The following is a 12734-nucleotide window of genomic DNA, read 5'->3' on the forward strand; positions in this document are numbered from 1 at the left end:
TCCTTGTGCAGGGGATCAGGCGTGCGACAGGGGATAATAGGACTGGAGCGAGCGCACTTCAAGGGGATGCCCCCGTAAAGCCTCGATCGCATCGGCTGCAGCAACGCTGGCGGCGGCCGTGGTGAAGCTGGCGACCTTACCGCGCAGCGCGCTGGTGCGGATCGCCTTGCTGTCCTTCAAGGACTGCCAGCCCTCGGTCGTGTTGAAGATCAGTTGCACGTCGCCATCGGTGATCTTGTCCACGATATGCGGACGCCCCTCGGCGACCTTGTTCACCTTTTCCACCGCGATGCCATGGTCCGCCAGATAATCGGCGGTGCCGCCGGTCGCGATGAGCGTGAAGCCCATATCGGCCAGCTTGCGCGCGGCGGGCAGGATCACGGGCTTGTCGCTATCCTTGAGCGAGATGAAGACTGTGCCGCTGGTGGGCAAGACAGTCCCCGCCCCGATCTGCGCCTTGGCGAAGGCGGTCGCGAAATTGCTATCGATTCCCATGACTTCGCCGGTGCTCTTCATTTCCGGCGACAGGACGGGATCAACGCCGGGGAAGCGACCGAACGGGAACACCGCTTCCTTGACCGCCACATGGTCGATCGCATTGCGGTCGATCTTGGGCAGGTCGCGGATCATCTCCCCCGCCATCACGCGCGCAGCGATCTTGGCGATCGGGGTGCCGATCGCCTTGGCGACGAAGGGCACCGTGCGGCTGGCGCGCGGGTTGACCTCGATCAGATAGACCATGCCTTCCTTCACCGCGAACTGGATGTTCATGAGGCCGCGCACCGACAGCGCATGGGCCAATACCTCGGTCTGCCGCTCGATCTCCGTGATAATCTCGTCGGACAGGCTGTAGGGCGGCAGCGAGCAGGCGCTGTCGCCCGAATGGACCCCCGCCTCCTCGATATGCTGCAATACGCCCGCGACCACGACATCCTCACCATCGCACAGCGCATCGACATCGACCTCGATCGCATCGCGCAGATATTGGTCGATCAGCACCGGTGATTCGCCCGACACCTGAACGGCGGTGGTGATATATTCCTCCAGTTGCGCCTGCCCGTCGACAATCTCCATCGCCCGGCCGCCCAGCACATAGCTTGGCCGCATCAGCACCGGATAGCCGATGCGGTTGGCGACCGCGATCGCCTCCTCCCGGCTGCGCGCGATGCCGTTGGCGGGCTGGCGCAGCTTGAGCTTGTCGATCAGTGCGGCGAACCGCTCGCGATCTTCGGCCAGGTCGATGGCATCGGGCGAGGTGCCCAGGATCGGGATGCCCGCATCCTCCAGCGCCTGCGCCAACTTGAGCGGCGTCTGCCCGCCAAACTGCACGATCACGCCCTTGAGCGTCCCGTTGGTCATTTCGATGGCCAGGATTTCCAGCACATCCTCGGCGGTCAGTGGCTCGAAATAAAGCCGGTCCGACGTGTCATAGTCGGTCGACACCGTTTCCGGGTTGCAGTTGACCATGATCGTTTCATAGCCCGCTTCCGACAGCGCGAAGCAGGCATGGACGCAGCAATAGTCGAACTCGATACCCTGCCCGATCCGGTTCGGCCCGCCGCCCAGGATCACGACCTTTTCGCGATCGGTCGGCGCGGATTCATTCTCCGCCTCGCCAAAGATCGGCGCTTCATAGGTCGAATACATATAGGGCGTTTTGGCCTCGAACTCGGCGGCGCAGGTGTCGATCCGCTTGAACACCGGGCGCACGCCGAGCTTGTGGCGCAGCTTGCGCACCTCCGCTTCGGTCACGCCGCCCGTCATCGCCTTGATCGCGTCGTGGATCAGGCCCGACCCGCGCGCAATGCCCCGCTCCATGCCGCGCAGATTGGCGGATTTGAGCGCGAGATAGGCAAGCCGCTTGTCGGAAAAGCCCATGGATTTGAGGTGCCGCATAGCATCGGCATCACGCGGCAGGCCGTTCTCCAAAACCTGCGCCTCCGCCTCGATGATCTCCTTGATCCGCTCCAGGAACCAGGGATCGAATTTGGCGATATTGTGGATTTCCGCGACGGTCAGGCCTTCACGCAATGCCTGCGCCGCGACCAGCAACCGGTCGGGCGTCGCTGCGCCAGGGCCGCGACGATGTCGTCCTTGGGCGCGCCCGCCAGATGATCGACATCGTTGAAGCCGCACAGCCCGGTTTCCAGCCCGCGCAGCGCCTTCTGCATCGATTCATGGATGTTACGGCCGATCGCCATTACTTCGCCGACCGACTTCATCGCGGTGCCGAGCAGCGGTTCGGCGCCCTTGAACTTCTCGAACGCGAAGCGCGGGATCTTGGTCACGACATAGTCGATCGTCGGTTCGAACGAGGCCGGGGTCGCCCCGGTAATATCATTCTCGATCTCGTCGAGCGTATAGCCCACCGCCAGCTTCGCCGCGACCTTGGCGATCGGGAAGCCCGTCGCCTTCGATGCCAGCGCCGACGAGCGCGACACGCGCGGGTTCATCTCGATGACGACCAGGCGGCCATCCTTGGGATTGACCGCGAACTGTACGTTGGAACCGCCTGTTTCCACGCCGATTTCACGCAGCACCGCAATGGATGCGTTGCGCATGATCTGATATTCCTTGTCGGTCAGCGTCAGCGCCGGCGCGACGGTGATGCTGTCGCCAGTATGGACGCCCATCGGGTCCACATTCTCGATCGAACAGATGATGATGCAATTGTCGTTGCGGTCCCGCACGACCTCCATCTCGTATTCTTTCCAACCGAGCAGCGACTCCTCGATCAGCACTTCGGTCGTCGGCGACGCATCCAGCCCGCCGCGCACAATGGTCATGAACTCGTCGCGATTATAGGCGATGCCCCCGCCCGTGCCGCCCATGGTGAAGCTTGGCCGGATAATCGAGGGAAGCCCTGTAAACTCCAGCCCTTCCAGCGCCTCTTCCATCGTATGGGCAATGCGCGAGCGCGCCGATTCCAGCCCGATCTTGTCCATCGCGTCGCGGAACTTGATTCTGTCCTCGGCCTTGTCGATCGCCTCGGCATCCGCGCCGATCATCTGGACGCCGTACTTCTCCAGCGTGCCGTCGTTGAACAGCGCCAGCGCCGTGTTCAGCGCCGTCTGCCCGCCCATCGTCGGCAACACCGCATCCGGCCGCTCCTTCTCGATGATCTTCGCCACGATTTCGGGCGTGATCGGCTCGACATAGGTCGCGTCGGCAAATTCCGGGTCGGTCATGATCGTGGCCGGGTTGGAATTGACCAGGATGATGCGATAGCCCTCTTCCTTGAGCGCCTTCACCGCCTGCGTGCCCGAATAATCGAACTCGCACGCCTGACCGATGATGATCGGGCCAGCGCCGATGATGAGGATGGAGGAGATGTCTGTGCGTTTAGGCATTAGTGTCCTGCCGCTGAAAAGAGTGCTAAAATCGAAACAAACAACGAGGCAACACCGCAAATTTGGTTAGCTCGGCTTATTAGTTCCCAGATAATTGTGTCTGGAGGATCAGGTGAGTCAGCAAGCATTTTGGCCGCCATGACATGTGCCCGAACCGACGCTTTCTCGCTGTTAGGTAAAGGCAATTGGTCAAGCCGCCCTTCTACCTCACGTAGCATCTCAAGAAGACTATCATGGTCGATAGGAACAACTTTACGCCCGGTCCAGGCAGCGCTATCGACGGGCACATCGCTGACTTCGTCAAGATGCGTATCTTCCATTGCCAACTCGCCATCTAATTCACTGATCGCGGTAAAATCTTTGTCGTGAGATTCTACTGCTTCATATAAAAAAGTCGGCACCGAGATCTGCGTACGATTCTAGAAATTGAAATTTTACATCGTCATCCACTGCACCGGCAATATGATACATTCGGACACTGAAAGCGCCCATCTTCATCGATGAGAAAAACTTATTACTATCTACTAAATAATACGTCTGTATTTTATCATGGCTATATTTATTTAAACAACCTAGCTTTTCCAAAATACTGAACGAAGATTTTATTACAGCGTCAGAATGAGGAAGATTAAAGAAATCCCTAGAATACTTAATTACTGAATACCCAGCGCCTTTTAAGATGCCGCCCTCTTGCTGCTTGGCATATTCTACGATGCAGGCAGCATATATCTCCGACAGCAGAGGAAATATCGCGTCCCCGCTCAATGCACCGCCCCCGTCCGCGCCTCACAGCCCCAGCCGTCATATTCCACACCGCATAATATCTCGATCTGCAGGCATGTCTTGGTCAGCGCGCGGATCGATGCTTCGTCCACCGCCTGCTCACATTCCAGGAACAGGTAGAGTTCGCCGTCATCCCCCTCTTCGCGGTCCAGTTCGACCATGCCGAACTGGCTGGCGATCGTCAGGACACGGTCGAAATCCTTTTCGCTGCCTTTGAAGCTGACGTCCACGGCGCGCGGGATCATCGCCTTGTCGCCATTGGCGGCGAGGTTGGCGAGAACGTCCTTGTCTGCTTCCCACTCGGCGGCGAGGCGGGCTTCATCGACGGGGGGCAGCTTGATGCTCATGCCGCCACCGGCTTTTTCAGGCCATCGACGAACCGCTGGAACAGATAAAAGCTGTCCTGCGGCCCCGGCGAGGCTTCGGGGTGATATTGCACCGAAAAGGCGTTCTTGTCGGTCAGTTCGATACCGCAATTGCTGCCATCGAACAGCGACACATGGGTCGTGCGGACATTGGCGGGCAGCGTCTCTGCATCGACCGCAAAGCCATGGTTCATCGACGTGATTTCAACGAGGCCATCGCTCAGCCGCTTGACCGGATGGTTCGCGCCGCGATGCCCCTGATGCATCTTGATCGTCTTGGCCCCCACCGCCAGCCCCAGCAGTTGATGGCCAAGGCAGATGCCGAAGATCGGCACGTCGCGCGCCAGCAGCGCGGCGATCACCGGCACGGCATAGCTGCCGGTCGCCGCCGGATCGCCCGGCCCGTTGGAGAGGAACACGCCATCGGGCGAGAGGTCCATGATCTGCTCGAAGGTCGCGGTCGCGGGCAACACGGTCACGCGCGCGCCGGCCTGCACAAGATTACGGAAGATATTATTCTTCGCGCCATAATCGATCGCCACGACATGCGGGCGCGGCGTGGTGGTCGGGTGCTCCGCCTCAACCAGACGCAGCGCCTCGCCATTTTCGCCCGCTGCGGGATAGCCCGCCGCCACCGTCTCGACCTGCTCGGTCGCGTCCAGCGCATAGCCTTTGCCCAGCGTCCAGCCGCCATCCTTCCACAGCCGCGTTTCCTGGCCCGTGACTTCGATGGCGAGGTCCATGCCCTCCAGCCCTGGCCAGGCCGCCGCCTTCGCCGCCAGCGCAGCGAGGTCAAATGCGCCATCAGGGTCATGCGCGATCACGACATTGGGCGCGCCCTTTTCGCGGATCATACGGGTCAGCGCGCGGGTATCGACCCCGGCGAGGCCGATGCGGCCATTATCGGCCATCCACTGGTCGAACGGCATGACGTTGCGGAAGTTGGACGGCGCGGTCACATCCTCGCGCACCACGCAGCCCAGCGCATAGGGGTGCGCCGCCTCGACATCGTCCAGATTGGTGCCGACATTGCCGATATGGGGGAAGGTGAAGGTGATGACCTGCCCCGCATAGCTGGGGTCGGTCATGATCTCCTGATAACCGGTGATCGCGGTGTTGAAGCAGAGTTCGCCCACCGCATCGCCGACCGCGCCGAAACCGCGCCCGAACACGGCGCTGCCATCGGCGAAAACCACGACCCCGGTCGCTCCTTTGGGCACGGTAAGGGTCTTGGCGTCAGCCATGAGATCAGCGTCCTTTTTTGCGTTGGCTTTGGAACCCGTCTGCTGCGGGTTAAACGGCCGGTCACCTATGCCTGTGTGCGCTTGGGGTCAACGTCTGTTAAAAATCTCTTTTCGCTCTATATCTGTCCCTTTCCGCAAAGACACGAGGATTCGCTGCGCCATGATTCGCGAGCAGATAAAGAGCGCCCAGATCACCGCCATGAAAGCAGGCGACAAGGAACGCCTCGCCGCCGTGCGCCTCATCCTGGCCAAGCTCAAGGACCGCGACATCGAACTGCGCACCGCATCGACCGTGCCCGACGATGACGCCACCGTGGTCGAAGTGCTGCAGAAGATGGTCAAGCAGCGCCGCGAATCGATCGAGATGTTCACCAGCGGCGGTCGCGAGGAGCTAGCGGCCAAGGAACAGGTGGAACTGGACGTCATCGAAAGCTTCCTGCCGACGCAATTGAGCGAGGACGAGACCAAAGCCGCGATCGACGCGATCAAGGCGGAAGTGGGGGCCGCGAGCTTGAAGGATATGGGCAAGGTCATGGCCGTGCTGAAGGAACGCCACGGCAGCGTGATCGACATGAGCAAGGCCAGCGGCATGGTGAAGGCGGCCTTGGGCTGACTTGAAAGCCCCTCCTTTCAAGGGAGGGGTTGGGGTGGGTGATGGCGCTACGCATCAATGCCAGACTAGGCCAATATGCACGCGACATGCGCCGCGAACCCACCGACTATGAACGCCGCCTTTGGAGCGCCCTGCGCGCTTCCCAACTGGGCGGCTTCAAATTTCGACGCCAGGCAGTGATAGAGCCTTATATCTGCGACTTCCTCTGCCCATCGATCGGCTGATCGTCGAAGTCGATGATGATCGGCACGATCCGATCAAGGACAGGGACCGCGATTTCGATCTTGCCCATCAAGGCTATCTGGTGTTGCGCTTTTCCAATGCGGATGTGCGCGACAATATGGAAGGGGTGCTGAGCGTCATTCTTGATCGGGCGAATGCCTTGCCGCCAAGGCAGAAGATTACCCACCCCAACCCCTCCCTAAGTAGGGAGGGGCTTTAATCCGCCATGTCGCTAACCCCCGCCTTCCTCGACGAACTGCGCATGCGTACGTCGCTGTCCACGCTCATCGGCCGCACCATCAAGGTGCAGAAGGCCGGGCGCGAGTATAAGGCCTGCTGTCCGTTCCATAACGAAAAGACGCCCAGTTTCACGATCAACGATGAAAAGGGCTTCTACCATTGTTTCGGCTGCGGGGCGCATGGCGATGCGATCCGCTGGATGACCGACCAGCGCGGCCTGCCCTTCATGGAGGCGGTGAAGGAACTGGCGCAGGCGGCAGGGATGGATGTGCCCGCGCCCGATCCGCGCGCCGCCAAACGCGCCGAAGCGGCCAAGGGCCTGCACGACGCGATGGCCGCCGCGCAGGATTTCTTCGCCGCGCAACTCGACGCGATCGAGGGGGCGGAGGCGCGCGCTTACCTCAGCAAGCGCGGCATCAGCGACGCCACCCGCCGCACCTTCGGCTTTGGCTATTCGCCCGACAGTCGCGGGCGGCTGCGCACCGCGCTCAAGGACTTCGGCGATCCGATGCTGGTCGAAGCGGGACTGCTGATCGATCCAGACGCCGCCGAACCAGTCAGCGACCGGGCCAAGAAGCGAGATCCCTATGACCGGTTCCGGGGTCGCCTCATGCTGCCGATCCGCGACATTCGCGGGCGGACGATCGCCTTTGGCGGACGGATTTTGGGTCAGGGCGAGCCTAAATATCTCAACTCCCCCGACACCCCGCTGTTCGACAAGGGCCGCACCCTCTACAATATCGACCGCGCCTCCCCCGCCAGCCGCCAGACGGGCCGGGTGATAGTGGTCGAAGGCTATATGGACGTGATCGCGCTGGCGCAGGCGGGGTTCGGCGATGCCGTCGCGCCGCTCGGCACGGCACTGACCGAGCATCAGATCGAACGGCTGTGGAAGATGGTGGAGGTGCCGATCCTCTGTTTCGATGGCGATTCGGCGGGGCAGAAGGCGGCGATCCGCGCCGCCACCCGCGCTCTGCCGCTGCTGCGTCCCGGCCACAGCCTCGCCTTCGCCACCCTGCCCCAGGGTCAGGACCCTGACGACCTGCTGCGCGCCAGCGGCCCGGCGGCGATGGACGCCGTGCTGGACGCCGCGCAGCCGCTGGTGGAGCGCCTGTGGAGTCATGAGCAGACCATCGCCCCGCTCGACACGCCCGAACAGAAGGCCGCGCTCAAGCAGCGGCTCCGCGTCATTACCGACGCGATCGCGCATCCCGATGTCCGCGCCCATTATGCCCACGCCTTTCGCGAGCGTTATGACGCGCTCTTCTTCGCCCGCCCCGCCTTCACCCCCACAGCGCGTGGCCCCGGCGGTGGCGGCGGCAATAGCGCTGCCCGCTGGCAACGCGACAAGCGCGGCAACTGGAAAGCGCCGATCGGCCCGGCGGGCTATGAGGTCCGCGCCATCGGGGCCAGCGGCATGGAACAGCGGCTTTTGCGCGCAATTCTGGCCGGGTTGCTGCGCCATCCCGACCAGATCGCGCTCCATCGCGAGACGCTGGCGGGCCTGCCGATCGGCGATCCCATCCTCGCCCGGCTGGCCGATTCGATGATTAGTGCGTCGCTACGCAAAGAAACTGTTGAAACACAGGGCCTCCTTACCATATTGGAGCCAGGTGAAGTGTATAATATGGCTAAAGGGATGCTCCGGGCCGACACGTTCACACTCACCCCTCACAAGATGACCGCTGACCCGGATCGCCTTGCGCGCGATCTGGAGGAGGCCATTCGGGTGATGGCGCAGGGACCGGAGCTTGAGGCGGCGCTGGCGGAAGCGACACGGCGGTTCAAGAGCGACGTCAGCGAGGACAATCTCGCTGAGCAACAGCGCTTGCTGGCGCTCAAGGCCGACCATGACCGTCGATTGGCGGAACTGGCGCAGCCCGAAGACATTGTTTGACCAGGTCGTTCCTTCGCGGAGCGACAGGGTTTGAACGGAACGTCCCTTTGGCGGACGATGCATTGGAATTGATCGCTCCCGCCAGAGGGAGCGGCGGAGTTAAGGCGAATAGATGGCGACCAAGGCGAACAGCAAGAATGCGGCGGGTGCAGGCGATGGTGGGGATGAAGGTGGCGATGCGCCCCTGCTCGACCTCAACGAAGCCTCGGTCAAGAAGCTGCTCGCCCGCGCCAAAAAGCGTGGCTACATCACCTATGACGAGTTGAACAACGCCCTGCCGCAGGACCAGATGTCCTCCGAGCAGATCGAGGATGTCATGTCCGCGCTCAACGACATGGGCGTCAACATCGTCGAAAATGAAGAAGCCAGCGAGGATGGCGAGGACCAGCAGCGCGAGGACGACAACGACGACGCCAATGAGGCGGCGGACGATGACGATGGCTCGCCGCGCCTGGTCACCGAGAAGAAGAAGGAAACGGTCGATCGCACCGACGATCCCGTGCGCATGTATCTGCGCGAAATGGGCGCGGTGGAACTGCTCAGCCGTGAGGGCGAAATCGCCATCGCCAAGCGGATCGAGGCCGGCCGCGACACCATGATCCTGGGTCTGTGCGAAAGCCCGACCACCTTCAACGCGATCATCGAATGGTCGACCGCGCTCAACAATGGCGAAATGCAGCTGCGCGAGATTCTCGATCTCGACGCCATGCTCTCCAAAGACCCTGCCCCGGAAAGCCTGGAGGAAGGCGCCGAGGATGATGATGGCGAGATCAGCGAGAAGACCGCTGGCCCCAGCTTCAAGGAAGAAGAAGAGCCGGAGGAAGAATCCGCCGACGCCGATGAGGATGAGGAGGGCGCCGAACGCCGCCCCCGCCGCGTCGAAGAGGAAGAGGAGGAGGACAACACCCTCTCCCTTGCGCAGATGGAAGAAACGCTCAAGCCGATTGCGCTGGAGAAGTTCGCGACCATCACGGAAATCTTCCGTGCCTTTTCGGCCATTCAATCGTCGCGCATGCTGGCCATGGGCACCGGCGAAGTGCTGAGCCAGAAGGATGAGGATGATTATCAGGAACTGCGCGAAAGCCTGACCGCGCAGGTCGAGAGCGTCCAGTTCCATCAGCAGAAGATCGAATATCTGGTCGATCAGCTTTATGCCTACAACCGCCGCCTGACCGCGCTGGGCGGGCAGATGCTGCGTCTGGCCGAACGGCACAAGGTCAGCCGCAAGGATTTCCTCGACCGCTACGTCAATTTCGAACTGGACGACGCCTGGCTCGACCGGGTCAGCGGCATCGACAAGAAATGGGCCGCCTTCGCCGCCGCCGAAGCGCGCGCGGTCGAACGCATCCGCAACGAAGTCAGCGAAATCGCGCAGGCGACCGGCATGTCACTGGGCGAATTCCGCCGCATCGTCAACATGGTGCAAAAGGGCGAGCGCGAAGCGCGCATCGCCAAGAAGGAAATGGTCGAAGCCAATCTGCGCCTCGTCATCTCCATCGCCAAGAAATACACCAATCGCGGTCTGCAATTCCTGGATCTTATTCAGGAAGGCAATATCGGCCTGATGAAGGCGGTCGATAAGTTCGAATATCGCCGCGGCTACAAGTTCAGCACCTATGCGACCTGGTGGATCCGGCAGGCGATCACCCGCTCGATCGCGGATCAGGCGCGGACCATTCGCATCCCGGTGCATATGATCGAAACGATCAACAAGCTGGTGCGCACCAGCCGCCAGTTCCTGCATGAGCAGGGCCGCGAACCGACCCCGGAGGAGATGGCCGAGCGCCTCTCCATGCCGCTGGAGAAGGTCCGCAAGGTGATGAAGATCGCCAAGGAGCCGATCAGCCTCGAAACGCCGATCGGCGACGAGGAAGACAGCCACCTGGGCGATTTCATCGAGGACAAGAATGCCATCATCCCGGTGGATGCCGCGATCCAGGCGAACCTCAAGGAAACGGTTACCCGCGTCCTCGCCAGCCTGACGCCCCGCGAAGAGCGCGTGTTGCGCATGCGTTTCGGTATCGGCATGAACACTGATCATACGCTGGAGGAAGTCGGCCAGCAGTTCAGCGTGACCCGCGAACGCATCCGTCAGATCGAGGCGAAAGCGCTGCGCAAGCTCAAACATCCCTCGCGCAGCCGCAAGATGCGCAGCTTTCTCGACCAATAAAACCTCGCTTTCCGGCGATATGATAAAGGGCGGCCTCCGGGTCGCCTTTTTTTATGACGGCGTAAACGGGTCCTTTACCCCCTGTTGCTTAACCTGCGTTACGAAGCCCGTCGGCGGATCGGGCAAGACAGGAATCACGGCATGAGCGAAGCGGCACCGCGCTACCAATTTGGCGATATCGCGCGGATATTGGAGGCATTGGTTGCTGCCGATGGCACCGCAGCCCATAGCTATGCCTTGCGCGCCGGCACCGGTGTGGTCCGCGACACACTGCTCTCGCTTGGCGATCTGGCGGACGCCGCTTATTATCTTTGCCTGCTCCATGGCCGCCATCCCGGCGTCATCGATCATGCCGCCACCCGCTCTGCCGACAATGCCGCGCGCAACTGGCTGATCGAAGCCGCCGACGCCTTCGCTGCGGAGCGCGCCTATATTACCCAGGTCACCGTTGCCGCCGGCCCCGTGCCCAGCACCGCTGGCCAGGCCGATTGCGAAACCGCCGTCAGCCAGCAACGCCATGCGATCGACATGCTCGCCCAGTCCGACCGGCGCGGCTGTGCCATGGGTGCGGCGATGGCGCTGGTGCTGGACTGGCGCGCGGTGCGTCATGTGCTCGACATTGCTGCATTGCGCGCGGGCATCGAGCCCCATGCCTGCACTCTGCCCGACCGCGCCACCACGCTGGACGTCGCCCGCGCGATCGGCGGTGACGATGGTGTCGACCGCGCCATCCAGTTCGGCGCGCGGCAGTTGCTCAACCAACATCGCGGCCTGTGGGACTTGCTTGCCGCCCGCGCCGACGTCCGCACGCGCCAGGGCTGATCGATAGGTAATATCCACGCGGCTTGCGCCCGCGTGCCGCTTTGCCTAGTCCAGACGGAGGCACAGGCGAAGCGGACGGGAACATATGCGTTTTGAAGGCACCAGCGATTATGTCGCCACCGACGATCTAAAGGTCGCCGTCAACGCCGCCGTGCTGCTCCGCCGCCCGTTGCTGGTGAAGGGGGAACCTGGCACCGGCAAGACCGTGCTAGCGCAGGAGATCGCGACCGCGCTCGGCGCACCGCTGATCGAATGGAACGTCAAATCGACGACCAAGGCGCATCAGGGCCTCTATGAGTATGACGCCGTCGCCCGCCTGCGCGATGGCCAACTCGGCGACCCACGCGTCCACGAAATCTCTAATTACATCCGCAAGGGCAAATTGTGGGAGGCTTTCACGTCCCCTACCCTCCCCGTGCTGCTGATCGACGAGATCGACAAGGCCGACATCGAATTCCCCAACGACCTGTTGCAGGAACTCGATCGCATGGCCTTCCACGTCTATGAAACTGGCGAGACGATCGCGGCCGCCGACCGGCCCGTGGTCATCATCACCTCGAATAATGAGAAGGAACTGCCCGACGCTTTCCTGCGCCGCTGCTTCTTCCATTATATCAAATTCCCCGATCGTCAGACGATGCAGGCGATCGTCGACGTCCATTTCCCCGGCATCCAGAAAATCCTGGTCGGCAAGGCGATGGATATTTTCTACGAGATTCGCGACGTCCCGGGCCTCAAGAAAAAGCCTTCGACCAGCGAATTGCTCGACTGGCTCAAACTCCTGCTGAACGAAGATATGCCGCTCGACGTCCTGCAGAATAGCGACCCGACCAAAGCCATTCCCCCGCTTCACGGCGCGCTGCTCAAGAATGAGCAGGATGTGATGCTGTTCGAGCGCCTTGCCTTCATGGCCCGGCGACAAGGTCGGTAAGGGCTCAACTCAACGCAGCTCTCTTCAATTCCCTCACGAATCCCCTTGCGCCTGCGCGCATTGTCTGTAGCCTTCCTGTAACTATTCAACGCCGCGC

General features: G+C 61.7%; 11 protein-coding genes and 1 pseudogene. 7 read left to right on the forward strand and 5 right to left on the reverse strand.

Translation table 11 applies throughout. The features are described from left to right. Positions 1 to 15: 15 nt before the first annotated feature. The 5 genes and pseudogenes from carB to carA all read right to left on the reverse strand — a co-directional run bounded on the left by carB (position 16) and on the right by carA (position 5742). Positions 16 to 3350: pseudogene (gene carB, locus BF95_RS02195) on the reverse strand (carbamoyl-phosphate synthase large subunit). After that, entirely contained in the window at positions 3350 to 3751 is a 402-nt protein-coding gene (locus tag BF95_RS27200; RefSeq protein ID WP_152542525.1) for a hypothetical protein, read from the reverse strand. Before BF95_RS27200 ends, carB begins: the two are co-directional and overlap by 1 nt. Next, a complete protein-coding gene (locus tag BF95_RS27205; RefSeq protein ID WP_152542526.1) occupies positions 3732 to 4115 on the reverse strand; it encodes a hypothetical protein in 384 nt (127 codons plus the stop codon). The genes BF95_RS27200 and BF95_RS27205 overlap by 20 nt, the downstream gene beginning before the upstream one ends. Next, positions 4112 to 4480, reverse strand: a complete 369-nt coding sequence (locus BF95_RS02200; RefSeq protein ID WP_043149007.1) for a ribonuclease E inhibitor RraB — start codon at positions 4478 to 4480, stop codon at positions 4112 to 4114. Before BF95_RS02200 ends, BF95_RS27205 begins: the two co-directional genes overlap by 4 nt. Beyond that, a complete protein-coding gene (gene carA / locus BF95_RS02205) occupies positions 4477 to 5742 on the reverse strand; it encodes a glutamine-hydrolyzing carbamoyl-phosphate synthase small subunit (protein WP_043149008.1) in 1266 nt (421 codons plus the stop codon). Before carA ends, BF95_RS02200 begins: the two co-directional genes overlap by 4 nt. Positions 5743 to 5902: 160 nt before the next feature. Here carA and BF95_RS02210 point away from each other — a divergent pair, with 160 nt between their 5' ends. The 7 genes from BF95_RS02210 (at position 5903) to BF95_RS02235 (ending at position 12637) form a co-directional block, all read left to right on the forward strand. Further along, positions 5903 to 6355 (forward strand): GatB/YqeY domain-containing protein, encoded by a 453-nt coding sequence (locus BF95_RS02210; RefSeq protein WP_043149009.1) that lies wholly within the window; start codon positions 5903 to 5905, stop codon positions 6353 to 6355. Between the two features lie 86 nt (positions 6356 to 6441). After that, positions 6442 to 6579: an endonuclease domain-containing protein gene (locus BF95_RS30260; RefSeq protein ID WP_268747134.1), complete on the forward strand. Its 138-nt coding sequence runs from the start codon at positions 6442 to 6444 to the stop codon at positions 6577 to 6579. Between the two features lie 32 nt (positions 6580 to 6611). Further along, on the forward strand, positions 6612 to 6797 hold the full coding sequence (locus BF95_RS30265; RefSeq protein ID WP_268747135.1) for a DUF559 domain-containing protein: 186 nt from the start codon (positions 6612 to 6614) through the stop codon (positions 6795 to 6797). A 6-nt stretch (positions 6798 to 6803) separates the two neighbouring features. Next, positions 6804 to 8714 (forward strand): DNA primase, encoded by a 1911-nt coding sequence (gene dnaG / locus BF95_RS02220; protein ID WP_043149012.1) that lies wholly within the window; start codon positions 6804 to 6806, stop codon positions 8712 to 8714. 112 nt (positions 8715 to 8826) lie between these two features. After that, a complete protein-coding gene (gene rpoD / locus BF95_RS02225) occupies positions 8827 to 10884 on the forward strand; it encodes an RNA polymerase sigma factor RpoD (RefSeq protein WP_043149015.1) in 2058 nt (685 codons plus the stop codon). A gap of 141 nt (positions 10885 to 11025) precedes the next feature. Further along, positions 11026 to 11706 carry a DUF6975 family protein gene (locus BF95_RS02230; protein ID WP_043149017.1) on the forward strand — a complete coding sequence of 227 codons (681 nt, stop codon included), beginning with the start codon at positions 11026 to 11028 and terminating at the stop codon, positions 11704 to 11706. Between the two features lie 85 nt (positions 11707 to 11791). Continuing rightward, positions 11792 to 12637, forward strand: a complete 846-nt coding sequence (locus BF95_RS02235; protein ID WP_043149018.1) for an AAA family ATPase — start codon at positions 11792 to 11794, stop codon at positions 12635 to 12637. Positions 12638 to 12734 lie beyond the last annotated feature (97 nt).

The sequence above is a fragment of the Sphingobium sp. Ant17 genome, from assembly GCF_000588875.1.
Classification (GTDB): Bacteria; Pseudomonadota; Alphaproteobacteria; order Sphingomonadales; family Sphingomonadaceae; genus Sphingobium.